A 23,568-nucleotide genomic window follows, 5' to 3' on the forward strand; every position below is an offset into this window, starting at 1 on the left:
CTCACGCCACGCCCCTCCGCCGGCTCAGCAGCGGCACGGCAGCCGCGGCCGCTACCGTGAAGGCGGCAAGCCCCACCGCCTCGTGCATCGCGTGGCCGCCGGGCACGGCGACGAAGCCCGCTTCCACGTAGAACAGGCTGGCCGCGCGTAGCGCGTTGCCCGCCAGCGCCACCGCGGTCGCAACCGCCAGCAGCCCCGCGAAGCGGAGCGGCGATGCTCGCTCGACCGCGCCCGCCAGGCTGGCGAGCACCAGCAGTGCCCAGAGCATCCTGACCCCGCTGCACGGCCCGTCGAACAGCAAACGCTGGCCGTGCCACTCCAGCGCGACGCCCTCCAGCCCGACTTCCACCCCGTTCATCCGCAACAGCCCGGCGGTGGCGAGTGCCGAGGCGCGGCGCAGTGGCCAGGCCACCAGCACGTCCAGCGTCGGCAACACCGGCACCGCCAGCAGCGTCAGGGCCAGCACCGGCCAGCGCGGCCGCGCATCGGCACAGCGGTAAAGCCCCGCCACCACCACCTCGATTTCGATCAGCGCGGTGCTGCTCAGCGAGGCGAGCGCGGACCCCGCCAGCAGCAGCGCCACGTCACGCTCCGGTACCGCATGGGTGGCGCGGACCAGCGCCCAACCCAACGCCGCGGCCAGCGCCAGCGTGGTTCCCAACCCAACTCCGTCGGCGCGTCCAGCGAGCAGCCACAGCCCGTGCCAGCCGCCGCCCGCCACCAGCAGCGCCGCTACGCGCGCCGGGATCATGCGACGGCTCCGACGCGCCGCCGCTGGCGTAGCATCCAGGCGCCCGCCACCGCGATCAGGATCAGAAGCGCCCAGGTGTCGGGTTCCGGTACGGTCGGAACGGCATCCGGATCGGGCAGGGGCAGATCGTTGGCCCGGTAGTCGCGGTCAGTCTCCAGCACCACGGCGCCGCTGACCGGCGTGACGATGTTCAGCCGATGCGCCAGCGCCACGTCGTGCGTGCGCGTCGCGTCGCGCCGGTCGCCGGCCGAGGCGAGTTCGCGGGCGGCCCAGAGCCGCACCAGTTGCGGCGAGCCGACGATGCCCGCCGCGTCGTGCGGCCGCCGGATCACCGTCCACCGCGGCGAGGCGCCCGCTATGTCGGCCAGAAGTTTGCGCAGGTCGGCGACGACGTCGCCGCTTGGCGACGGCAGGCGCGCGGTATCGAACCAAGCGCTGCTCCCTGGCACAAGCGCGCGGCCGGGCACGGCCTGGTAGCGGACCAGTTGCGGCCGGGCCGGCAGCCGTTCCAGCGCCTGTTCCAGCGCAGGCTCGACCGCGGCGAAGCGAACCGGCTGTGCGCCGTGCACCCACAAGAGCGTCGCGTCGGCACGCGGCGCCGCATGCAGCGCCGCCGCCAGTGCCGCCCGGCCGTCCTGCCCGCCGCGGTAGCGGATGTCCGCCAGCACGGCCCGAATGCGGGCCGCCTGGGCCGACGACCACGGTTGCGGTGCCACGAACGCGATCCGCTCGCCCGCCACCGCCAGTCCGACCGGACGGCCGGGTGGCACTGCGTCCAGCGCGGCCGACAGGGCCTGGCCCGCGGGTGCGACGTCGGCGGACGCGTCCACCACCAGCATCAGCGGACCGATCGGCGCGGCGGCCCGAACGATCCGCTGTTCCACCGCGAGCGCCGGCGCCTTGCCCCATGCTGTCGCACGACCCAGTGCAACGGACGGTGCCGTGACCGGCGGCAAGGCCAGCCGGTATCGTCCGGCAACCAATGCCGGATCGGACAGGTCGGTTCGCGCCGGCACCGGCCCCTCCACCCACACGGCGTGTCGCAGGCCCTGCGCCAGGTCGAAGTTGCGTTCCACGATGGCCGGCGCTGCCAGAGTGCGGCGTCCATTTGGGCTGACGGCGAACGGCGCCGTGATTCCGATCCGTAGCCGCACGCTGGCACGCGGCTGAACGGGAAACACCTGCACCAGCAGCCGCTGCGCGCCGTCGGTGGTGACCAGCAGCGGGTCGCGCGACCGGCGGACCACGCTGCCGTACGCTGTGCGCGCCTCGCCGCGTGCAGCGATGCTGGCTTCGCGCGGCTCGCCGTTGATCCACAAGGTGGCGCGCGAGGCCACCGCGCTCCCCGGCAACGCCAGCGTGAACCGGCCCTCGCGCTGCGCGTCACCGCGGTTCGACAGGTCCAGCGTCCATTCCAGATAGGCGAGGTTGAAGGCGGCGTCCGCCACGCCGTCCAGGCGCGATCCCGCCAACATCAGGTCGGGCACGCGCCCGCCCACCTCATCTGCTCCTTCGTCGTCGTCCCAGACGAGACGGCGACCAGCACCGCTCAGGGTCCGTCCGGGACGCGGCACGGCGTTGAAGGCGTTGCCCGTCACACGGTAGTAGAGTTCTCGCGCATCGGCAGTCCGCGGGCGCTCGCCAAAGAGGGTGCCGTTGGTCCAGGCGGACGCCAGGAAGCTGCCGATGCCGCCGGCTCGGCCAGAATCGCCATAGGACTGGCGCAACAGCAACGCGGGGTCGCCCCAGGCGCGCATCAACCCTACCGCACTCGCCCGCGCGTTGGCATCGCCGCCGTAGCGGTCGAGCGCCACCTGGGTCATGGTGGCCCGCAGGTCCACCAGCACCAGAGCTGCCGCACCGAGCGCGAGGCCCGCGAACAGCAGCCGGCCCCCGCCATGCCGGGTAGCGGCCACGGCAAAGGACCAGCGCAGCGCGAACACCAGCCCCGCCACCGGCGCGAACGGTAGCAAGCCAATTCCGAACGGCACCGCGATCAACGCCATCGGCAGCATGGGCAGGAACAGCAGCGTGTAACTCGCCGCCACGCACACGGCCGCCCCCGCTGCCACCACGAGCCAGATGGGCGGCCCGGCGGTTCCATCGCTTGCACCGCGCACCGCCCGCCACAACAGGACGTTGCAGACCGGCACGAACGCCACGAGCAGCAAGTGCCAGACGGTCGGCATCGGATCAAAGAACACGCCTGCACACAGCCCGGTGGTCAATTCGATCGCGATCACGGCGGCAGGAAAGATGCTCGCAACGGTCAGTGCGCCCGCGCCGGGCAGGTCTTCGCGGTGGTAAGACATGACGATGGCTCCTTCGGGAGCTCGTCCTGCCGGGCGCGGGTAGAGCGGTGATGTTCAGATTGAGGAGTTGCTGTCAGGGGCATGTGCAGAAGCTGTGCACGAAGCGCAGTTGCAGGGCGGACCCCTTCGAACGACCCGTCTCTGGCTTTTTACCCCAGCGATGCCGGACGACCCCCTGTGCCATTCGGGTGGCTCGCGACCACTATTGCGGCGTCGCTGCGGGCAAGGGAACGCCTGTAATCTCAGGCCGAGGGGGGTGATCGCCCACCTTCCCCGGCGAGAGGCTTCAAACGGTTCGAACGGTGCCACCGTCGATAATGAACTCGGCGCCATGGATCGCCGCGGCGCGATCCGATGCCAGATACGCAATCAGGTCGGCGACCTCGTGAGGTTCGGCAGCCCGTCCGATCGGGATGCCGCCCAGGCCATCGAGCACCTGTTGCCGTGCATCCTCGATCGTCCCTCCGTTCGCCGCTCGCAGGCGCTCGAGCAACCCGGCGGCGGCGTCGGTCATGATCCAGCCGGGCGAGACGGCATTGACCCGAACGCCCTTGGGACCGACTTCCTTGGAAATGGACTTGCTGTAGGTCCTGAGTGCCGCCTTGGCGGCGGCATAGGCCGTGGTCGATTCCGGCAGCGGCAGGATGGATTGGATGGAGGTGACGTGCACCACGGTGCCGGTCCCCTGGTCGATCATTTGCGGCACCAGCAGGCGATCGAGGCGGACTGCGGCCATCAGGTTTAGGGTCAACTCGGCCAGCCAATGCGCGTCGGTAAGCGCCGCGAAACCACCGCTGGGCGATGCAGAACCGCCGACCACATGCGCAAGGATGTCGACCCCGCCCATCCTGTCGAGTGCTGCGTTCGCGAGCGCTTCACCGCCCTCGGCGGTCGTCAGATCCGCTTGCACGAAGATGGCGTCGGCGATCGGTTCGTGGTTGCTCCGGGCGGAGGTGATGACCTGTGCTCCCCCCTGGAGGAAGCGCAGGACCGTTGCGCGGCCCAGGCCCCTGGTTCCGCCGCTGACGAGCACCCGTTTGCCGGCGAACTCGGTCGCATCGATGGCGGCGGTCACAGCGTGATCTCCAGCGCCTTGATCGCGCCGTTCTGAAGCGTGAAATTGTAGGTGAAGCGGATGGGACTGCCGGGAAAGTCGCCGTGCGCCGGCCCCTCGACGACGACCTTTCCGTCTTCCTGGCGCGCGGTGTCCGGCGTGAAGATCGCCCTTGCCGGGACGACCTCTTCTTCGAACAGGGTGCGGAGTTCGGCGTGGCCCACGAACCGCTTGCCGAGGCCGACGTCGAGGATGACGGCGTCGGGCGCGAAGGGCTCGATCATTCCGTCCACGTCCAGACGGGCGTTGGCGGCGACATAGGCGGCGACGGGTGTGGGAAGTTCGATCGTCATCACTCGGCTCCTTGACGGGACACGATCAATCTAGCGATACGATTGCTGATGATAATCGCCACAAAGCGGCACCTGACGTCGCGGAAATCGGGATAATGGCTGGGGACGGTCTGGGCGAATTCGATGCGGTTCTCGCCATCGCGCGCCGGGGATCGTTCCGCGCGGCGGCACTGGAACTCGGCCTGTCGACAACGGCACTGAGCAATCTGATCGGCAAGCTGGAGCGACGTATCGGTGTCCGCCTGTTCAACCGCACGACCCGCAGCGTCTCGCTCACCGACGCCGGACGGACCTTTGTCGAACAGATCAGGCCCGCGGTCAGGACGTTGCATGATGCGATAAGCGTCGCGCGTTCGCAGATGGAGACGCCATCGGGCACACTTCGCATCAATGCCTTCGCGACGGGCGCGCGTGAGGTTCTGCGTCCGCTATTACTCGCGTTTCTGAGGCGTTATCCTCAGGTGCACATCGATCTGGTCACCGAAGGGCGGATGGTCGACATCGTGGACGCGGGCTTTGATCTCGGTCTCAGAAGCGCCGATCTTGTGCCGAGCGACATGATCGCCATTCCGGTCGGCCCGCCGCGCAGCTTTGCGGTGGTCGCGACGCCTTCCTACTTCGAGGTCAATGGCGAGCCTCGCGTGCCGCTCGATCTCCTCCGCCACGCGTGCCTGCGTATAAGGCTGCCGAACGGCGCGCTGCACCGCTGGCAGTTTCAGAAGGACGGCGAGCCTCTTCAGATCGACGTCAACGGCCCGATCACGCTCGACGAGGCGAGTCTCGCCCGGATCGCGGTTCTGGATCACGCCGGGATCGGATATTTCATGGAGTCCGATGTCCGCGAAGACCTCGACGCGGGACGGCTGGTCCGGGTTCTCCAGGACTGGACACCGCCACTGGAGCGTTTGAGCCTCTATTATCCCAGCCGGCGCAATCCTTCCGCCGGGTTCAAGGCCTTGATCGGGATGGCGCGCGACATTGGTTGAGGAATAGGATCGGCGTCCCCAAGCCGGCTGCTCCGGCTTGATGCAGTTGCTCAATATGAATGGCGGCGCGACCGGGCGTTGCACCGATGGCTCACCCGGCCTACGCCATTGGCCGCGTGAGCGCTCGAACCGTTGCCATAGGTAGGAAAAGGCGCAGGCCATTGGATGCCAACGGCTCAAACCTATAGGCAAGGTAGAGCGCCAGGCGTTTCGCGACGCTTTCGGGATCGCCGCAGTCCAGCACGTCCAGCATGACAACCGCGATACCTAGGACATCGGCAGCGACGGCGAGCCGCTTGAGGCAATCGACCAACAGATCGCCGCCATAACCCTGTCCCTGAAAACGGCGGTCGACGCCGATCATCGAGATATAGGCTCCCGGGATGCTGCCGTGGGCGGGGCGGGTGCGCGCAAAGCGTGCCGGTAATTCGGTATAGTCGATCGCATGGGCGTTGGCGGCGTAGAAGCCGATCAGTTCGCCCCCAGAGCCAACCATCACGAACGTTCGGACATTGCCGGCCTTGGTGAGCTTGTTGGCGGTGCGACGGAAGAAGTTGTCGACCTGATCGACGCCACAGCAAAAAGCCGCCCGATCGTGCTTGGCAGGATCGAACGGCTCGATAACGATGGGTTGCACGCTATGGGTCGCGGTCACCGGCTGATGATCGTCTCACGATGACGGGCAAACGCCGCGCGCAGCCGATCGCTGGGTTCCGGCGGCGTATCGAGCGCCGCGAAAAAGCCGGCATGGTCGACCGGCTGCAAGCTGGTGCGCTCATGTGCCGCGATCGTCTCCATGGCCGAGCGATAGGCCGCGTTCATGGTGAAGACGGAATCGTCTACGCCTGAAAGCGCTGCGGCCTGCTGGATGGCCTGCTTGATGCGCGGCTTGGTGCGAAAGTTCATCCGCTCGCTGCTGCGCTCGTCAATGGCACCGACCTGATCCTGAAAGCCAAGCATGGCACACCTCGTCTCATCCTCCGCATCTATGTACGCCTGAACGACGTACATTGCAACAAAGGCGGCATGGTGTTGCCGTCAAGCATGGAGCGATTGGAGTTGAGGCCGGGACCATGGTGCTGTCCGTAGGCGACCCGGCCTCAAGAGACATCCATCGCACGCCTGGGCGCGCGATCGACTGATGCGTCCTAAGCGGAAGATATTGTCAAACTATGGCATTCGCCAGCCAAAATGAGGCAGACCCGCCTTGGCGAGGAGCGCGCGACCGCCCCGACACGGGACATTGCCACCACGGCATGGAGAGCGAAGCACGCTCGTTTCCCGGCATGCAGGAGGGTCGTCGTCGGAATGACGGGCGTCGCGGCCAATGGATGACATTCCGGTGGACTTAGCGGGTGACTCGATCGACCGCCTGCGCCTCATCCATGATGCGGATGATCGTGGCCGATGCCATAAATGCCATCGCCTCGGCTCAGTCGTCATCCCGATAGGTCAACCGTGGGGTACCTCGCCAGCGTCGATATAGCGCACCGCCCAACCCGCCGCGTGCTCTATACTCATCCCGCCAGGCGCGCAGTTGCCGCTGACGTACGGCGTCCAGCACCACGACCCCCACGCAAGCCAGCACCCCGATACCGGCCAAGACCGCGATAAGCATCATCATCGTCATCAGGATTTTCCAGCAAGCCTCGAAGCCGACAGTTTGGAAGCGCATTTCCGCTGTGACAGGGGTCGACCTCGCCAGCATCGGCGTCGATATTCTGCTGCCTTACCATCAGGTTAACCATAGCAATCGCCAGTGTTTATCAGGTGCGACCACCGTCGTCAGTAAATATTGGCCGCGGCCTGCGGAGGCGCGCTCCCGGTAAGTCCCGAAATGTCGTGTTCCCGGCTCTTGCGAGCGCCCATGGACGGCATATTTTGACGCGCATGGCCAAGTTTGACGATACCTTCGATCCCGAGCTCGGGGCAGCCTGCAACCGGTTGGCCGCGTTTGTGGAACCCTTGCCGGAAGGTGTCCTGATCGACGCGTCATCGCAGCTGACGGAACGCGATCTCGCCCTGATCCTGCGCCGGCTGTACGACACACGGCATACCGAACAGGCAGACAGCCATCCCGACGAGGTCGCGACAGCGCGTGTCGGTCGTGCTTCCATCCCGATCACCGCAAGCCGGACGACACGTTAGTCCGGCACCTATCATCAAGTGAGCGCTCGCCGACCCTTGGTAGCGTGGCCCGATGTCCGTCGTTGCAGCGCTACCCTAGGATTCGGCCACCTTCATCCCCATCTACGGATCATCGCTGTCACCCGCTCGTAAGCGGCAGCGGCTGAGAGACCGTCGTGCTCCCGCTTACAAGCAGGGATGCATCTATGGATCTCAACTACCTCCTTCATCGGCATCAGGTCTCGCTGATGCGCTCGAATGCGGCGGGTTCGCCCGAAGCCCGGCACGCGCACAACGGACTGGTCCGGGGATATGCCTCTCAGATCAGCGAGCTGACAAAGCATGCCCGCGACGGCCTTCGGCCACTGGTGGCTCTGTGATGGACACAGTCATCGAGGCCAAGCCGCAGAGCCGTACCCGTCGGTTTCGTGCCAATGACGCGAAGCGAATGGAGCCGAACGCGATGCGCAGGCAGGCCGCCTTGGCCCAGAGTGCGTGGCACCATCTTCGAGAAAGCGCGGCAGCCGTCACCTTCATAAACACCCATAACGTCGCGTTGGGCGCCCGGCCGATCGATATCGCCGTCGCAAGTGACGAGGGATTGCTTCGGGTCCTAACGGAATTGAAGACGGTCGCGACCGTACAGCCGTAGCGCCATCGGCCTGCTTGATGATCCGGTTTCGAGATAGGATCCGTTTTACCAGCAGAACCGACATCCGGGCACGCCGCTTCTCTGGCTGCGCTGGCCCACCGCTCGATCGCGGCGTGTGGGTCGCCTTGCGTACCGTGGATACACCACAGGCACCATTGCAAACATGACCCGGGATTCATACCGGCGCGAGGCGGCTAAAGCATTAATGAATTGGGCCTATCTCATGGGCGATGATTCACCATGCGCACGATTACAGGGAAGAAGCCCGGCTCGACGCCTTGTACCAGCTCAAGCTCCTGGATACGTCGCCCAGTGAAAGCTTCGACCGCATCACGAGGATGGCCAGCCAGATCTTCGGGCTTCCGGTCGCTGCGGTTTCGCTGACTGATCGGGACCGGCAATGGTTCAAGTCGCGCGTCGGTGTCGATCACTGCAGTATCCCACGCGACAAGGCACCCTGCGCACAGGTCGCGGAATCGACCGAGCCACTCGTCATCGAAGATATGGCCGCGAACCCCTGCTATGCCGATAGTGTGCTTGGCCGTGCGGGGACGCGCTTTTATGCCGGCGCACCGCTGATCACGAGCGACGGTTATGGTCTGGGGGCCCTGTGCGTGCTGGGCAGCGAACCGCGGCAGATCAGCTCGACGGAGTTGTCGGCGCTCGTCGATCTGGCGGCCATGGTGATGGCGCAGATCGAACTGCAACATGCCTTTGGGCGCGTCGATCCGGTAAGCGGCCTGGCGACCCGCAACCAGTTCCGCGATGATCTCATCGATATGGCGCGCGAGCATCCGGGCGAGGAGCGGCTGGCCGTGGTCGTCGATCTGGCGCGCGACGACCAGATCAGCCGTATCGCGCGCGTCATGGGCGGTGCGCGCGTCGACGAGATGATCCGCGAAGCAACGCGGTCGCTGCGCGCGGCGCTCGGGCCGGGACGGGCGGCCTATCATGTCGGCTCTGCCCAATTCGCCTTCCTATCGCCTGCCGGCGTTGAGCAGGTCGCCTATATGGAGGAGCTGCGATCGGCCTTTGCCGCGATCCGCTCCTCCTCCTCGGTCCGCTTCGTCACCAACGTCGCAATCGGCGTCAGGCCCTTTATCCTGGGCAAGATGTCCGCGGATGACGTGCTGCGCGGGGCGGTCAGCGCTGCACAGGACGCCAGAAGCGTTGACGGGTCGGTCGCGACCTATTCCTCAGCGAATGACACCGCGCATCGCCGTCAATATGGCCTGTTGCGTGATTTCGGCACGGCGCTGGAGGCTGGCGATCAGTTGCAATTGGCCTTTCAACCGCGCATCGATCTTGCCACGGGTCGTTGTGTCGGCGCCGAAGCCTTGCTGCGCTGGCGGCATCCGCGCCTTGGCGAAGTATCGCCGGCCGAGTTCATTCCGATCATCGAGCAGACGTCGCTGGCACGGGCGACGACCCAGTGGGTGCTCGACACGGCGATGGACCAGCTGGCGAACTGGCGGATGGGAGGGGCGCTTACCGTTTCGGTGAACATTTCGGCGACCAACCTTGCCGAAACCGATCTGATCGACCGCATTCGGTCCGGACTGCTGCGTCGGGGGCTACAGACCGGGCAGCTGGAGATCGAACTGACCGAGAGTGCGATCATGGCGCAGCCCGAACAGGCCCTCGCCATGCTGCACGACATGGCGGACGCCGGCATCTGCCTGGCGATCGACGATTTCGGCACGGGCCATAGCAGCCTGGCCTATCTCCAGCGGTTGCCGGCCCGCGTCGTCAAGATCGATCAGCTCTTCATCCGTAACCTGACCCAGGCACAAGGATCGGATTTCGTGCTGGTCGAGACGATGATCGGCCTGGCCCACAAGCTTGGCTACCGCGTCGTCGCCGAGGGCATCGAGACGCAAGCAGCCGCGGACATGCTGGTCCAACTCGGTTGCGAAGAGGCGCAAGGTTTCTGGTTCGGGCGACCCATGGAGGCTGCAGCCTTTGTCGAGTGGCTGGGGGCGCGCAGACCGGAAGCTGCCTGATCGACACTCGTGCGGCCAGCGGCTATCGCCCGGCTGGCCGCATATCGATCAGCCCCTCGCGCATGGCCATGCCATAGAGCAGCCCGGTTTCCTTCATCACGCGCACGCGCAGTCTGGCGAGCATGCCGATGGTCGAGGTCCGGAATGCCTCCCAGTCTTCCCGGGCCTGGCCATCCCTCCAGGCGCCCAGATACGCCTGCCAGTCATGCTTGATCTGTTCGAACTCCGTGATGAGGTCCTGCGCGTTGGCGGGATCGACCGAGGCTGCTATTCTGGGATAGATGAAGCTGTCTTCCTTGTGCAGGTGCAGCGCGACCACGCTTTCCAGCTTGCTCAGCAGCTGGTCGGCCAGCTGCTCATTCGAGCGATCACCCTTGGCAACCGCTTCCAGTTGGCGGGCTAGCTCATCGATCTGATCGTGATCGTCGATGAGCTCCTGATAATCCATGTAGCCGCCTTGTACCGTTGAATGCGCATCAAAACGCTCTCAAATCGGTTTTATATCCAAGCATTTACGATGCGGTTTTGCGGCAGGAACGCCATCCGGTATCGGCCGGTCCGAGCAAATGTTGCCTTGGGTACCAAGCTCCCAGTCCGTCGACGGCGATGGCCGTCGATCATGATGCCATCGGCAAGGTCAAGCCTGCCTGCCTCCGTCTGGCATTCAGAAGGGTCCCGCCATGAAAGCCGGGGCATTTCTTGCGGATGGAGATATGATGATCACGGCGAACACGATTGGGAGACTGACTACCCTGTTGGGCCTGGCTGGACTTGGCGCCTGCGCGTCAACCGGCAGCAGCGCGCCGCCACCCGCCGTCTGTCGGCCGGCGAGTGCCACAACACTTGTTGGCAAGGATGCACCCGATGATGCCACCATCCTGCAAAGCACGGGTAGCTCGATCGTCAGGCGCATCGCTCCGGGTGATCCAACCACGAAGGATTACCGCCAGGAGCGCGTCACGGTGACAATCGCTGAGGGCCGGGTCGTCGCAGCGTCCTGTGGATGAGGGGGCGGCATGATGACGCCGACCATGCTTTTCGCGGCGCTCGCCACCCGTTCCGGTTAATCGCCGATCGCGTCGAGTTCCGCCACGGTGTCTTCGGGTAGCGTGAGGGATGCCGCGGAGAGGTTTTCATGGAGATGCGCGACCGACGACGTGCCCGGGATCAGCAGGATATTGGGCGAGCGCTGGAGCAGCCAGGCGAGCGCCACCTGCATCGGCGTCGCCTCAAGCCGTGCCGCCACGTCGGAGAGTGCCGCCGACTGGAGCGGGCTGAACCCGCCGAGCGGGAAGAAGGGCACATAGGCGACACCTTCCGCCGCCAGCGCGTCGATGAAGGCGTCGTCGTCGCGGTGGGCAAGGTTGTACTGGTTCTGGACGCAGACGATCTCGGCGATGCCGCGGGCTTCCTCGAACTGCGTCGGCGTGACATTGCTGAGGCCGATGTGCCGCACCAGCCCCTGCCGCTGGAGGTCCTTCACCGCCTTCAGCGGCCTGGCGAGCGATCCTTCCGCCGGCCCGTGGACATCAAACATCAGGCGCAGGTTGACGACGTCGAGTGCCTCCAGCCCGAGGTTCTTCAGATTGTCATCGACGGCGCGCGCCAGTTCGTCCGCTTGGAACGCCGGTAGCCATGACGCATCGTCGCCGCGACGTGCGCCAATCTTGGTCACGATCAGCAGGTCGTGGGGGTAGGGCGCCAGCGCCTCGCGGATCAGCCGGTTGGTGACGTGCGGGCCGTAAAAGTCGCTGGTGTCGATGTGGTTGACGCCCGCCTTTACGGCTGCGCGCAAGACGGCCAGCGCAGCATCGTGGTCGCGCGGCGGTCCGAACACGCCGGGACCCGCCAGCTGCATCGCGCCGTAGCCGAGCCGCTTCACGTCGCGCCCGGCGAAGGAGTAGGTGCCTGCCTGATCGGTCATCGTCATTCTCCTGTGCTGTTCCGGAAATACGGCTTGCGGATCATCGCGATAAGCCGGAGTGATCCGAACGGGTTGTACGGAAAACCGAACGATGAAGGCTGATCTTGCCGATCTGAACGCATTCGTGGCGGTCGCACAGGCGCACGGATTTCGCGATGCGGCGCGTGTCTGTGGAGCCAGTGCCTCGACGCTGAGCGACGCGGTGCGGCGGCTGGAGACGCGGCTGGGCGTCCGCCTGCTCCATCGCACCACGCGCAGTGTCGTGCCGACCGAGGCGGGGATGCGGCTGATCGAACGGCTGGCGCCGGCGCTGGGTGAGGTCGAGGCGGCGCTCGACGTCGTCAACCTGTTCCGCGACCGGCCGGCGGGCACGCTCAGGCTCAATGTGCCGGTCAGCGCAGCGAAGCTGGTGCTGCCGGCGATCCTGCCCGGCTTCCTCGCCGCTTATCCCGACATTCAGGTCGAGATCGTTGCCGAGGATGGTTTTGTCGACATGGTGGCATCGGGCTGTGACGCCGGTATCCGTTACGACGAGCGGCTGGAGCAGGACATGATCGCGGTACCGATCGGCCCACGCATCCAGCGCTTCGCCACCGCGGCAGCACCCGGTTATCTCGACGTGCGGGGGCGCCCGAGCCACCCACGCGAACTGCTGGACCACGCCTGCCTTCGCGGGCGGTTCACCAGTGGCGCGCTCACCAGTCCATGGGAGTTCGAGCACAACGGCGAGGTCGTGCGGATCGAGCCGCAAGGGCCGTTGATCGCCAGCGTTTCAGGCGCGATCGGTCTCCTCGTTGATGTCGCGGTCGCGGGCGGGGGGATCATCTATCTGTTCGAGGACTGGCTCGCGCCAGCACTGAAGGGCGGTACGCTCGAACCGGTGCTGCCGGACTGGTGGCAGTCCTTTCCCGGTCCGTTTCTATATTATTCCGGCCGCCGTCTGGTGCCGCCACCGCTGCGTGCCTTTCTTGAATTTATCCGTACGCGAAATCCAGGCATCGATCCTGCGCAGCATGGAAACACGTCGCAGCCAAGCCCGACGAGAGGGCAATAAACGAAGCGCAGGCGTCACGCTGAAGGAATGGCTGAAGTCCGTTAGTGGCGATCAGCTTGCGAATGTAGCGTTCTGGGTCGAGAAGGCGCAGCGCCAGCCGTTCGGTGAAGTGGAACGATGCGCTCATGTTGTGCAGCACGTCGCCATAGTGCTGCGGCGCGGCAACTGGCACCAGCCGCGTGCGGTGGGCCCGTCACGCACGATAGATTTGGGCAGAGCCGCTGAACACCCGTTCGCGCGCGGCGAACGGGTTGAGCGAGTTTGGCACCCGAGCACTCGGACACGATCAGGCCGGCCTGATCTAGGAAGCGGGAAAGACGAAGGTAATGGAGACGGTGCTCGCGCAACGCACGCCCGCAGGGAAAAGTGCTTCGTCAGCCATGACGAAACCCTTGAATGAGGGGATATGATCGGGCCGTCGTCATACCAGCGGCACTTTCCTGGTGGCGTCCGGGCCGGTCAGTGCGTCCAGCAGCCGCAGGCTCCGCTCCAGTCGATCGCGCGTGATGGCGCCACCGATGGATACCCGCAGCGCCGGCGTGACCGACGTGCGATCGACGGCGAAAGCATCACCGGCCACGACCGACAGGCCATGAGGCCGCAGCGCGCTGATCACGTGCGCCGTGTCGACGTCGCGCGAAAGCGGCATCCAGAAATGATACCCTTCGGGCTGTGCATGGACCGTCGCCGCACCAAGGCACGACGCCACGATCGCCTGCCTCGCCTGTGCCTGTGAGCGCACCGCAGCGATTAGCTGGCCGAAAACCCCCGTGCCGATCCATTCGGCAACGACCGCGGCGTTCAGCGGCGGCGCCATGATCGCCGTTTCATGGATATCGGCGGCCAGCCGCCAAGCCCGCGACACGCTCGGCGCCCGCAACCAGGCGACGCGCAGACCGGGCGCCAGGATCTTCGACACGCTGGCGATATGCCACGTCCGATCGGGTGCCAGCGAGGCGATCGGTGGCAGCGGACGCGCCGGCAGCAGGCCGTAAGCATCGTCCTCGATGACGATGAGGCCGTGACGCTCGGCCATGGCCGCCAGGGCGGCACGTCGTTCCGATCCCATCGTGGCGGTGGTCGGGTTGTCGTTGGTCGGCACGACATACAGCGCGCGCACGGCGTTGCCGCGACATACCGCGTCGAGGTCGCGCGGATCGATCCCCTCTTCGTCCGAAGCGACGACGGCCAGACGCAGCCCGTACCGCCGCGCCAGGGCCAGGAAGCCGGGATAGATGTGGGCGGCCACCGCCACGACGTCGCCGGGGTGAAGTTCGGCGCTGACAACGGCATGCAGCGCATGCTGGCCACCCGAGGTCACCAACATGGTGTCGGCGTCGCAGATGACGCCGCGCCCGCCGAGCAGGTCGGCACCGGCTTCCCGCGCGATCGGCAGTCCGCCGCTCGGTTGATAGTGGAAGGCACCGGCCGCGCCCGACTGCGTCAAAACCGCGTCCAGAGCGCGACGGAAAGCCACCGCCAAAAGGCCGTCCTCCAGTTCCGGGGGGGCGTTCATGCCGGTATCGGACGCATCCGAGCGAACCGCGGCGGGGTCGGCCGCCGCCTTGCGCCGCACGAAACTGCCGCGTCGCCCGCTGCCCTCGATAAGCCCTAGGCGCTGGACTTCGCCATAGGCGCGAGTGACGGTGGTCAGATCGACCCCCAGCGTCTCGGCCAGTGCGCGCTGTGGCGGCAGGCGCGTTCCTTCGGCCAGTCGCCCGCCCTGGATGTCGCCGGCCAGCGCCTCCGCGATGGCAAGATATTTGGGGCCGGCGATCTGATCGAGCGTGGGGGTCCAGCTTTGCATGGCGTTCTTCATGGTGCAGTCTGCATACAATCCGTGTGCGCTTTGGCGTTGTCGTCAATCGCGATGTTGCGCGAACAACTCCTTCCCCGTCAGCGCTGACCGCGCCATCGCCCCCTTGTCGTGGTAGGCGAGCGAGGCTTCCGGCATCTCGTCATCCCAGAATGTCGGATCCGCGTAACATCGCAGCGTTCGCTCGAGCAGCGTCAACCGGCTTCGGCTGTGCTCCAACGCGGCAAGCGCGACACGTACCTCTGCAAAATCGTCCGCCCCGCCGGCTTTGACCAGATGCGCAGCCTGCACATGACCGCCTCGCTCAAGGAACCCGGCAGCAACCTGTCGCGCCTTTTCAATCATCGAAGTCGGTCCGGTTATCTCCGGCCTCGCGGCCGTGCAACTTGGCCCAAAGCCCTCCGGTCCCTGCCTCCTGTGCACGGTTCACATATTGCGAGGCGACGAGCCAGCCCTTGATCGGGCGCAGCGGCAACAGGCAACCGATCAGCATCAGGGGGAACGAGGTCAGCAGATGAACCCACCATGGTGGCTCAAACGCTACCTGGATCCAGACGACGATAAATGCCAGCGGGAATGCGACGATGCAGAGCGAGAAGAACGCTGGTCCATCGTCCGGTGCCGCGAAGCGATAACTCAAGCCGCAGACGTCGCACGTGTCTGCCACTTTCAGCCATGACTTGAACATGTGACCCTTGCCACACCGAGGGCAAAGCCCTTTCCAGCCGGTTTTCAGGATCCATCGAAACGCGTCATTGCCGGGAAGCTGCTGCATGGTTCGACTCAATTGCATGGAATATGTAGCCGTACATAAACGGTGTGGATGGGAAATCCTACTCGCTTGTCTGTCGGCCGGTGCTGCTGCTCGTTCGAACTTCGATGGCAAAGTGGGCCACTCGGCGTGCGTATAGAAGGCGACACCGCCCGCAAGTTCACCAGACTGCGTTGGAGGAGGCCGTCAGGGCCACTTTGTCGGATCGCTGGGATCCGGCAAGCCTTTCCACGTCGGCGTCCCGATCGGTCGCTGCTTCGGCGCCGGCGTTTGGAGGCAGATTTACGCCGGGGTGATCTCACCGGGGGGAATCACGCATCCTGAAGGGTCTGCTGCCGATCGTCGGCGCAGGCCTGCCGGCCAAGGCCGCGCGATGATCAACGGCAAATTCTGGCGGCGCCCCGTGACGGATGCGCCGCGCGATTGAAGATCGAGCATGACCGGACCCGCTACAAGCAGCGCAACCGCATCGAGCGCATGTTCGATCACCTCAGGATCGACCGAGCTATCGCTACCCGATGAGGGCCGACGTTCTCATGGCACATGACGATGACCAACCCATCAGGTCATGCGTAGAAAGATCAACGCCGAAATGCCGCATCGCCCCAAGTTACCGGCAGCGCTTCATTGTCCGTGCCCTCAGAACGGGCGACGAGTTCGAGAAGCTTCACGCCCGACGTATTCACCGCCAAGTCTTGCGCCGCATCCCCTCGACGCAGCGCTGCGCTCCTGGCTAATGGGCGCCCGTCGCCGTAGATGATGAAGGTCACGGGGCGCTTCGCGTCGGTTGCGGAGTTATCGACCCCCACCGAAACGGTCAGCCGCCGGTAGTGCTGGTTCTTTACCTCCAGGCGGGAATTGGAGAGAATACCGATACCGTTGACAAAGTGCCGGCCGGCGACCTGCAACCCGTGGCCATAGGGTGTGCGATCCGCCTGGGCCCCGCCCCAACCGGCATAGATGGGCGGATCTATCGTAGGATCGGGTTTGGGTCGAACGACGCCATCGACGGCCGGGTTCACGACGCCGGGCAGTTCCGACAGATACATGCCGTCCGTCAGGCTGCGGGCGCCGTTGGCGCGGAAGACGAGGGTCTGATGCGGCGCAAGGCGAAAGCTCCGCTCGCCCGTAAAGTCGACTGCGGTCCCGTTCCATAAATCGACCAACCGCACGGGCGCATCGTTCCGGAACTTCAATTGCGCGGCGTTCAGCGTGGCATCCTGGGATGTCGATCCGCGATTGAGGATTGCTACCGCCTTGTCACCATTGGCCAGCGTCTTCACCAGCGTCTGGATATCGCCCTGACGATCCACGACGACCGCCTGATGACCGCCCCTATCCTGGTTGATCGCGATCAGGCGGTCATTGCCGAAAACGTCCATCAGCAAAGGCGGCGTCTTGCGAAGATCCGTGCCGATCAGAAGCGGTGCGTTGAGCATCGCCCAAAGCGCGAAATGCGATTGTGCTTCGACCAGATGGTTTTCGTCGAAATCACCCTTGCCGATGAACAGCATGTCCGGATCGTTCCAGGAGCCGGGATGCGCATACAGCGCGCGCGTGGCGGCCGTATCGAAGTTAGTGAGCAGCGCATCCCAGCGCGGAGCGATATCATCGCTCGTCCGCGAGATATTGCCGACATCCTTGCCCCAGGATCGTACATTGGCCGAACCCCAGATGCAAAGCGACAGCAGATAGTCACCGTCGGAAGCATGCCGGGCAAGTGCGACCTTTACCTGCTCGAACAGGTTGCGCACGGCAGGAATGTCGGACTTGTTGACATCGCGAAGGTCGAGAATGGGGTAGAGCTCGCGGTAGCGACCGGATTTCACCAAAGCACTGTCCGGGCCATAGGCGCGCAGGCCGCAGCCATCGATCTTGATGTAATCGAAGCCCCATTCGCCAAAATACAGTCCGATGTCACGGTCGATATGGCCGTACAGCCCAACCTCCCGCTCCCGCACATTGCCGCGGGGAAGGTTCGGTTCATCCGGCATATAGGCCTGGGCGCACGTGTTGCGGCCCAGATCGCTGTAAAGCCCGGCCTTCAATCCCATCGCGTGCAATCGGTCCGTGAACGGGCGGAACGATGTACTGCCATCGTCGGTACGGGCGGAGGGAAACTTCTCGGTACGAACCAGCATCCGGCCATCTTCCCGGCGCTTTTCCCACCAGCCCTCGTCCAGGTTGATGTAGCGATAGCCCTTGGCGGCAAGCCCGCTGCTGACGATCTTCTGAGCCGAGGCAAGGACTTTCTCCTCGTCCATGTCGGTGAAGAACGCGTTCCACGAATTCCACCCCATTGGCGGCGTCGCGGCCTGCCCATCGGTGTTCGCGGTCCATCTGCCGGTCGGGGCCAGGGGATCGGCGGATTGCGCCTGGGCGATGCTGGGGGCCAATATCAAAGCAAGCCCGATCATTCCCGACCGGATTTTATGTTTCCGCATAGTTCCCCCCCACCTTTTTCGTTGCAGCTACACGGCCGTGCTATTGGAAGAAATGCTCCAGCCGCTCCGCCTCACGTTCCGTGATGGCAACGACGGCGCCGTGTTTGGGTCGTGTGAAGTTCGTCGCCTTCATCGGTGAACCTGCATCGTTGAAGCGGCCCAGCGGCTTGAACGTGACGAAGTCCTTCGTCTCGGCGAAACCCATATTGTTCGGCTTGATCCCGAAAACGTCGTACATCAACACATAGGTGTTGGTGTTGTAGCGCCGCCAAAGCGTCGGTGCTTCCGAGGCATGTTGCTCGTGATCGACCTTGCCGGGCTCATAGCTCCAACCGGTATTGATCCGGCTGGATACGGCATGGCGGATGTTTCCGGGGGCGGTATGGGCAACATAGAACATGTGATATCGGTTGCCGACCTTGGTGATGTCGGCGTCGATCACATTGACCTTGGGATCCGGATACGAAAACAACTTGCGCGGGACCGCGGTCAGCGTCGTAAAGTCGGGATCGGCGTAGGAATAGACTAGGTAGTTGGGTCCGTTGCCATCGCGAGTGGTGTAATACACCATCAGCTTGCGTTGCTGCGGGTCGTAGATCGTCTCTGGTGCCCAGCTGTTGCCGATGTTGCGATACTCGGTGAACAGATCGGCGGTCGTCACCCGTGCCAGCGTCCAATGCAACAGGTCATGCGACTTCATGAAGATCATGTTGCGATTGTTGCCCCAGCCATATTCCTCTTCGGGGCGCTCCCAATCGGTCGCACGCAATCCTTCGCGCTTGGCAAAGATGTGCAGGTCAGTCATCGACAGGTAGAAGGCACCATCGGGGCCGCGCATGATGTGCGGGTCGCGGATACCCTTCTGCTCGGCGATCTTTCTGCCAGACAGAACGGCCTTGCCGCCATTCACGTCGGTGAAGCGATATCCGTCGCGCGAAGTGGCTAAGTGCAGCGAATGATCCTCGTCCGTGAAATAGCTCATCAGATAGGCGCTACGCTTGCCGGGATCGGCCGGCGGCTTCGTCAGACCGGCTTTATCGACGATGGCCAGTTGGCGCGTGTCGCGCGCAGCCAGTGGATCTGGTGCCCGCAGCAAGGTCGTGGCGAGCGCGACAGCAACGACGGCGGTAGGATGGATAAAGAGTCTCACGGCGCCCCCCCTTTAAGTTCAACGTTAGATTTATAGTCTGACAAGTCAATCGGCCGATGCAATCGTTTCGCTCGTCGTTCCCCAGTTGCTAATCGACGGCCGCGTGCCACGCGGTCGTCCGATACCGCCCCCCAGGGATCCCATAATGGTCCCGAACTCTCGCTGCCAGAAGAAGCCACACGAGCGCGGCATGCGCGACCAGCCAGCCTGTCGATAATGCAACGTCCGCTCGAATGAGCGTTGACAGACATGCCCGAACATGGCTTCATTGACACCGGTTACCAAGTCGGCCTGCGGAAAAGGCCATCGGGTAAGCGGTTACGATTGAGGGGAGAGGATGTCTTGCTACAGCGTGCACGTCCATATGCTCGACGGTGGTCCATAACCGTGTGCCGCAGGCGACTACGTCTGCGCTAAGCAAACCAAACACCAAAAGTCTCGCATCAGCCTGAAGATATAAGCGGTGGGCCTATTTATCGCCGAAACGGCCAACAGAGCCGTATCGTGGTCTGACACCGGTTACCAATAAAGCAGATCCATGAATGTGGAAGCACCACATCATGAAACCATGGGGAGGAGCGAAGGGATGAAGGGTTCGCACAAGATGACACGCATCGCGTTCGGTGCGTCCATGCTGGCGCTGGTGGTCGCCGGGCAGGCGATGGCACAGGATGCGTCTGCGCCGGCCCGCGATCCGGCCGCCCCGGGGTCGCCCGCGCAGAGCAACGCGCCGGGGCAGACGCCTCAGGTAAGTGGCGGACAGGCTGACTCCATCGCCGGCCTGCCCGGTGTCGATCCCGTCGCAACCGCCCAGGCCGCAGCCGAAGATCCGGAGGCGAACGCCGCAGACATCGTTGTCACCGGCTACCGCGCATCGCTGCGCGAGTCGATTACCGAGAAGCGTACCGCGACGGTGCAGGTCGATGCGATCAACGCCGAGGATATTGCCGATTTTCCCGACAACAATCTGGCTGAGTCACTTCAGCGCCTGCCCGGCGTATCGATCGACCGCGACAATGGGGAGGGGCGCTCGATCACGGTGCGCGGGCTTGGCGGCGACTTCAACCGCACGCGCCTGAACGGGCTGGAGGCGCTTGCGACCGCCGGGTCGAACGACGCCGGCACCAGCCCCAACCGCAGCCGCTCCTTCGACTATAGCACGTTTGCGTCGGAGTTGTTCAGTTCGTTGAAGGTGCAGAAGACGCCGTCGGCGGAGACGGACGAGGGATCGCTGGGGGCGACGATCGACCTCCAGACGGGCCGTCCGTTCGACTATCGCAAGGGGGCGTTCGCGCTGTCGACGGAGGGCAGTTACCAGGAGAATAGCGGCAAATGGTCGCCGCGTCTTGCCGGGTTGGTTTCAAAGAACTTCTTCGACGGCAAGATGGGTCTGCTGGTCTCCGCGGCCTATAGCAAGGCGGAGAACGAACTCGACCAGTATCGCCGCGGCGCCGGACAGTCCGACTTCGTCTATCGCGGCTCGACCTGGGCCGGCAACGAGAACCCGCAGCGTGCAGGCTTTGCGGCACCGGCCGGCACCAGTTTCGGCAGCGCGATCACCAATCCGGATGCGATCGCCCAACTGACCGGATCAAACCCGGAGGCCTATGCCAAGCTGTATCCGGGCAGCCCCTTCAACACGCCGGGCCGTTTCGACAACTCGACGGTGCGCTTCCCCGCCTTGCCGGCAATCGAGCAGCAGAACGTCAAGAACGAACGGTTGGGCCTGACCGCCGCCTATCAATGGCAGGTGGGGGACCGCACGCGGCTCAGCATCGACGGGGCCTATTCGCGCTTCAAGAACCAGAGCACCTATTATCAGGTCTCCGCGGTCGGCCTGAACCGCAACAACACCAACGCGACGTACAACACCGCAGGCAATACCCTGACGCCGTCGGCCGCGCGCGCGCTCTATCCCGGCCTGTGCGTGCCCAATGCCGGGTCGGACCTGGTCGCGGCGCAAGACTGCGGCACGCAGAATTACGGCAGCACGCCGGCCTTTTCGACCGCGCTGAACCAGCAGGGGCAGCTTGTGGGATCGGTTCTGGCGCCCTCCGCCGTCACGCCCGGCGCGGTTGCCGCGGGAGACCCGACGACCTCCAACATCTTCAGCACCAACCCGTTCAACCTCGATCCCTATGACTATTACAACAATCCCAATTCGGTGGGCTACATCCCGTCCAGCAATCGACTGGCGTTCCGCGGCTCGCTGATCGGGCGACCCGCGGTCAAGATCCAGGACGTCAACGTCAACAACGGAAACGTCGATTATCTCGTCGCCACCAATGTCGATCTGCGGTCCGCGGCCGACCGGTCCGAATATGTCACCAAGTTCAAGCAAGGTTCGATGCAGCTTGAACATGACTTCAGCGACAACCTGCGCGCCGTATTCATCGGTGGCATGTCCGAATCCACCAACGTCACGCAAGGGTTGCTGGTGGAGTTCAATCGCATGGATTCCCCCGGCCGCTTCCTCTATGACGAGCGTGGCGGCGGGGGCATGCCGGTCATCGATTTTGGCTTCGACGTTGCCGATCCCTCCAACTGGCAGACAGTGAAGGGCTTCTCGGCGATCCGCAACTATGAGCGTTTCGTCAAGAACACCTACAAGCAGGGAAAAATCGATTTCGACTGGCGCGCCAACGAGAATTTCAACATCGGGTTCGGCGGCAACTACCGCGAATATGAGTTCGAGACGGAATTGTTCGAACGCAACAACGACCTGATCAATCCCACCTTGCTGGAGGCAGGGACCAACGCCGCCGCCGTCGGACAGGTCATCCAATTCGGGCAAGGGTTGAAGGTGCCGGAGGGCACGGCATCCAGCTTCTACGCACCCAGCATCGAAGCGTTCAACAACCTGTACGATTTCACCTGCAACTGCGTGAACAAATGGGGTGACTGGCGCCTGACCAACAAGCGCAACGGTGGGCGTGAGAATTTCAACGTGCTGGAGAAGGATACCGGCTTTTACATACAGTTCGACTGGACCAGCGAGCTGTTCGGCCGGCCCTTCCGCGGCAATGCGGGCACGCGCATCGCGATCACCGACGTCACCTCGAACGGCACCACGCCGGGCGGGCGGGCGATCCGCGGTACCAACCGCTACACCGATTACCTGCCCTCGCTGAACATCGTCTACGAACCGCTGGACGACGTGCTCGTCCGCTTCGGCGCCTCGCGGGTCATGGCGCGCCCGCTGCTGGGCAACCTGTCGCCGTCGATCACCGGCATTTCCGTACCCAATACGGGCGACATCACGGGCGCGACGCTGACGATCGGCAACCCCAAGCTCCAGCCGTTCCGCTCGACTAATCTCGATGCCAGCCTGGAATGGTATTTCGCACCGGGCGGCCTGATCTCGGTCGCCGGGTTCAGCAAGGACATCTCCAGCTTCCCGCAGACGATATCCTTTGCGGCGCCGCTGTCGCAACTGGTCGATGCCGCGACCGCCGCGGCGATCCGGGCGCAGTTCACCAACCAGTTCCAGATCGACTATATCAACAACGATTACGTGTTCAACGCACGCCAATATCGTGACGCGCCGGGCGGGTACCTGCGCGGTATCGAACTGAGCTATCAGCAGGAGCTGAAGTTCCTGCCCTGGATCCTGCGCAACCTGGGCGTTCAATTGAACTATACGTACATCAAGTCGCAGCTCAGCTACATTCTCGACCCCGGCACCGCGACCATTCCGCAAACCACGGGCAGCGCACCGTTCCTGGGCGTGTCGCCGCAGGCGGTGAACGGGACGCTATCCTACGAAACCAGCCGGTTCCGCGCGCGCGTGTCCGTCGCGTATCGCAAGGGCTATTCGACGACCTATCCGATTGCAGCGGGATCGTGCGGGCCGGGCCTGACCAACAATCCGGCCAATCCGTCCGTCGCGGGCACGCCGTGCGATGCGCCATTGGTCAACGATTTCGTCTTCAGCCGCGATACGACCAATGTCGATGCATCGATGAGTTATCGCTTCACCGACTGGTTCTCGGTCACCGCCGAGGGGCTCAACCTGACCAACCAGTTGAGCGAGCGCTATGCCTATCAGGCACAGAATGCCGTCACGCAATATGCGAGCTCGGGTCCGATCTACCGCATCGGTGCGCGGGTCCGTTTCTGATGCCCTCTCCCATCCCCTCCCGGGAGAGCCTGCCCCCTGCCTGCCTTGCG

General features: G+C 64.3%; 20 protein-coding genes. 7 read left to right on the plus strand and 13 right to left on the minus strand.

Features of this window, described 5'->3' with window-relative positions; translation table 11 throughout:
• Position 1: 1 nt before the first annotated feature.
• From OXR08_RS08260 to OXR08_RS08275, 4 genes are all read right to left on the minus strand, one after another.
• Positions 2 to 751, minus strand: a complete 750-nt coding sequence (locus tag OXR08_RS08260; RefSeq protein WP_112383124.1) for an archaeosortase/exosortase family protein — start codon at positions 749 to 751, stop codon at positions 2 to 4.
• A complete protein-coding gene (locus tag OXR08_RS08265; protein WP_267349277.1) occupies positions 748 to 3,063 on the minus strand; it encodes a VIT domain-containing protein in 2,316 nt (771 codons plus the stop codon). Before OXR08_RS08265 ends, OXR08_RS08260 begins: the two co-directional genes overlap by 4 nt.
• Before the next feature lie 286 nt (positions 3,064 to 3,349).
• The gene (locus OXR08_RS08270) at positions 3,350 to 4,138 is read right to left on the minus strand and encodes an SDR family oxidoreductase (protein WP_112383122.1); all 789 of its coding nucleotides are present in this window, start codon (positions 4,136 to 4,138) and stop codon (positions 3,350 to 3,352) included.
• Positions 4,135 to 4,470, minus strand: coding sequence for a nuclear transport factor 2 family protein (locus OXR08_RS08275; protein WP_112383121.1), 336 nt, complete (start codon positions 4,468 to 4,470; stop codon positions 4,135 to 4,137). Before OXR08_RS08275 ends, OXR08_RS08270 begins: the two co-directional genes overlap by 4 nt.
• Positions 4,471 to 4,565: 95 nt before the next feature.
• Between OXR08_RS08275 and OXR08_RS08280 the strand changes: the two genes are divergently transcribed.
• Positions 4,566 to 5,456, plus strand: coding sequence for a LysR family transcriptional regulator (locus OXR08_RS08280; protein WP_112383120.1), 891 nt, complete (start codon positions 4,566 to 4,568; stop codon positions 5,454 to 5,456).
• Positions 5,457 to 5,556: 100 nt separating this feature from the next.
• Here OXR08_RS08280 and OXR08_RS08285 read toward each other — a convergent pair whose 3' ends face one another.
• Complete coding sequence (locus OXR08_RS08285; protein ID WP_267349278.1) at positions 5,557 to 6,111, minus strand: GNAT family N-acetyltransferase; 555 nt, start codon at positions 6,109 to 6,111, stop codon at positions 5,557 to 5,559.
• A complete protein-coding gene (locus OXR08_RS08290; RefSeq protein WP_240313548.1) occupies positions 6,108 to 6,467 on the minus strand; it encodes a DUF1778 domain-containing protein in 360 nt (119 codons plus the stop codon). The genes OXR08_RS08285 and OXR08_RS08290 overlap by 4 nt, the downstream gene beginning before the upstream one ends.
• A gap of 879 nt (positions 6,468 to 7,346) precedes the next feature.
• Between OXR08_RS08290 and OXR08_RS08295 the strand changes: the two genes are divergently transcribed.
• The 4 genes from OXR08_RS08295 (at position 7,347) to OXR08_RS08310 (ending at position 10,238) form a co-directional block, all read left to right on the plus strand.
• A complete protein-coding gene (locus OXR08_RS08295) occupies positions 7,347 to 7,604 on the plus strand; it encodes a hypothetical protein (protein WP_267349279.1) in 258 nt (85 codons plus the stop codon).
• Between the two features lie 185 nt (positions 7,605 to 7,789).
• Positions 7,790 to 7,963: a hypothetical protein gene (locus tag OXR08_RS08300; protein ID WP_162844004.1), complete on the plus strand. Its 174-nt coding sequence runs from the start codon at positions 7,790 to 7,792 to the stop codon at positions 7,961 to 7,963.
• Positions 7,963 to 8,235, plus strand: a complete 273-nt coding sequence (locus OXR08_RS08305) for a hypothetical protein (protein WP_112383115.1) — start codon at positions 7,963 to 7,965, stop codon at positions 8,233 to 8,235. The genes OXR08_RS08300 and OXR08_RS08305 overlap by 1 nt, the downstream gene beginning before the upstream one ends.
• 230 nt (positions 8,236 to 8,465) lie before the next feature.
• The gene (locus OXR08_RS08310) at positions 8,466 to 10,238 is read left to right on the plus strand and encodes a sensor domain-containing phosphodiesterase (RefSeq protein WP_112383114.1); all 1,773 of its coding nucleotides are present in this window, start codon (positions 8,466 to 8,468) and stop codon (positions 10,236 to 10,238) included.
• A gap of 22 nt (positions 10,239 to 10,260) precedes the next feature.
• On the opposite strand, the gene OXR08_RS08315 is transcribed toward OXR08_RS08310, so the two are convergent.
• Both OXR08_RS08315 and OXR08_RS08320 read right to left on the minus strand, forming a co-directional pair.
• Complete coding sequence (locus OXR08_RS08315) at positions 10,261 to 10,686, minus strand: hemerythrin domain-containing protein (RefSeq protein ID WP_112383113.1); 426 nt, start codon at positions 10,684 to 10,686, stop codon at positions 10,261 to 10,263.
• 615 nt (positions 10,687 to 11,301) lie between these two features.
• Positions 11,302 to 12,162 (minus strand): aldo/keto reductase family oxidoreductase, encoded by an 861-nt coding sequence (locus tag OXR08_RS08320; RefSeq protein ID WP_267349280.1) that lies wholly within the window; start codon positions 12,160 to 12,162, stop codon positions 11,302 to 11,304.
• A 91-nt stretch (positions 12,163 to 12,253) separates the two neighbouring features.
• Here OXR08_RS08320 and OXR08_RS08325 point away from each other — a divergent pair, with 91 nt between their 5' ends.
• Positions 12,254 to 13,216, plus strand: a complete 963-nt coding sequence (locus OXR08_RS08325; RefSeq protein ID WP_267349281.1) for a LysR family transcriptional regulator — start codon at positions 12,254 to 12,256, stop codon at positions 13,214 to 13,216.
• Positions 13,217 to 13,637: 421 nt separating this feature from the next.
• On the opposite strand, the gene OXR08_RS08330 is transcribed toward OXR08_RS08325, so the two are convergent.
• The 5 genes from OXR08_RS08330 to OXR08_RS08350 form a co-directional block, all read right to left on the minus strand.
• Positions 13,638 to 15,035 carry a PLP-dependent aminotransferase family protein gene (locus tag OXR08_RS08330; RefSeq protein ID WP_240313547.1) on the minus strand — a complete coding sequence of 466 codons (1,398 nt, stop codon included), beginning with the start codon at positions 15,033 to 15,035 and terminating at the stop codon, positions 13,638 to 13,640.
• Between the two features lie 42 nt (positions 15,036 to 15,077).
• Entirely contained in the window at positions 15,078 to 15,377 is a 300-nt protein-coding gene (locus OXR08_RS08335; protein ID WP_150131798.1) for a hypothetical protein, read from the minus strand.
• Positions 15,370 to 15,807 (minus strand): DUF983 domain-containing protein, encoded by a 438-nt coding sequence (locus OXR08_RS08340; RefSeq protein WP_112383108.1) that lies wholly within the window; start codon positions 15,805 to 15,807, stop codon positions 15,370 to 15,372. Before OXR08_RS08340 ends, OXR08_RS08335 begins: the two co-directional genes overlap by 8 nt.
• Positions 15,808 to 16,385: 578 nt before the next feature.
• Positions 16,386 to 18,248 carry an NPCBM/NEW2 domain-containing protein gene (locus OXR08_RS08345; RefSeq protein WP_267349282.1) on the minus strand — a complete coding sequence of 621 codons (1,863 nt, stop codon included), beginning with the start codon at positions 18,246 to 18,248 and terminating at the stop codon, positions 16,386 to 16,388.
• A 40-nt stretch (positions 18,249 to 18,288) separates the two neighbouring features.
• Positions 18,289 to 19,398 carry a glycoside hydrolase family 43 protein gene (locus OXR08_RS08350; protein WP_267349283.1) on the minus strand — a complete coding sequence of 370 codons (1,110 nt, stop codon included), beginning with the start codon at positions 19,396 to 19,398 and terminating at the stop codon, positions 18,289 to 18,291.
• A 604-nt stretch (positions 19,399 to 20,002) separates the two neighbouring features.
• Between OXR08_RS08350 and OXR08_RS08355 the strand changes: the two genes are divergently transcribed.
• Complete coding sequence (locus tag OXR08_RS08355) at positions 20,003 to 23,518, plus strand: TonB-dependent receptor (protein WP_112383180.1); 3,516 nt, start codon at positions 20,003 to 20,005, stop codon at positions 23,516 to 23,518.
• The last annotated feature ends 50 nt before the right edge of the window (positions 23,519 to 23,568 follow it).

Origin of the sequence: Sphingomonas sp. GM_Shp_2 (genome assembly GCF_026540875.1) — a bacterium.
GTDB lineage: Bacteria > Pseudomonadota > Alphaproteobacteria > Sphingomonadales > Sphingomonadaceae > Sphingomonas > Sphingomonas carotinifaciens.

Bases quoted from the DNA above. Each gene is read 5' to 3' on its own strand.
- OXR08_RS08260 (WP_112383124.1), bottom strand. From the start codon at position 751: ATGATCCCGGCGCGCGTAGCGGCGCTGCTGGTGGCGGGCGGCGGCTGG.
- OXR08_RS08265 (WP_267349277.1), bottom strand. From the start codon at position 3,063: ATGTCTTACCACCGCGAAGACCTGCCCGGCGCGGGCGCACTGACCGTT.
- OXR08_RS08275 (WP_112383121.1), bottom strand. From the start codon at position 4,470: ATGACGATCGAACTTCCCACACCCGTCGCCGCCTATGTCGCCGCCAAC.
- OXR08_RS08280 (WP_112383120.1), top strand. From the start codon at position 4,566: ATGGCTGGGGACGGTCTGGGCGAATTCGATGCGGTTCTCGCCATCGCG.
- OXR08_RS08290 (WP_240313548.1), bottom strand. From the start codon at position 6,467: ATGTACGTCGTTCAGGCGTACATAGATGCGGAGGATGAGACGAGGTGT.
- OXR08_RS08295 (WP_267349279.1), top strand. From the start codon at position 7,347: ATGGCCAAGTTTGACGATACCTTCGATCCCGAGCTCGGGGCAGCCTGC.
- OXR08_RS08300 (WP_162844004.1), top strand. From the start codon at position 7,790: ATGGATCTCAACTACCTCCTTCATCGGCATCAGGTCTCGCTGATGCGC.
- OXR08_RS08305 (WP_112383115.1), top strand. From the start codon at position 7,963: ATGGACACAGTCATCGAGGCCAAGCCGCAGAGCCGTACCCGTCGGTTT.
- OXR08_RS08310 (WP_112383114.1), top strand. From the start codon at position 8,466: ATGATTCACCATGCGCACGATTACAGGGAAGAAGCCCGGCTCGACGCC.
- OXR08_RS08315 (WP_112383113.1), bottom strand. From the start codon at position 10,686: ATGGATTATCAGGAGCTCATCGACGATCACGATCAGATCGATGAGCTA.
- OXR08_RS08320 (WP_267349280.1), bottom strand. From the start codon at position 12,162: ATGACCGATCAGGCAGGCACCTACTCCTTCGCCGGGCGCGACGTGAAG.
- OXR08_RS08325 (WP_267349281.1), top strand. From the start codon at position 12,254: ATGAAGGCTGATCTTGCCGATCTGAACGCATTCGTGGCGGTCGCACAG.
- OXR08_RS08330 (WP_240313547.1), bottom strand. From the start codon at position 15,035: ATGAAGAACGCCATGCAAAGCTGGACCCCCACGCTCGATCAGATCGCC.
- OXR08_RS08335 (WP_150131798.1), bottom strand. From the start codon at position 15,377: ATGATTGAAAAGGCGCGACAGGTTGCTGCCGGGTTCCTTGAGCGAGGC.
- OXR08_RS08340 (WP_112383108.1), bottom strand. From the start codon at position 15,807: ATGCAGCAGCTTCCCGGCAATGACGCGTTTCGATGGATCCTGAAAACC.
- OXR08_RS08345 (WP_267349282.1), bottom strand. From the start codon at position 18,248: ATGCGGAAACATAAAATCCGGTCGGGAATGATCGGGCTTGCTTTGATA.
- OXR08_RS08355 (WP_112383180.1), top strand. From the start codon at position 20,003: ATGACACGCATCGCGTTCGGTGCGTCCATGCTGGCGCTGGTGGTCGCC.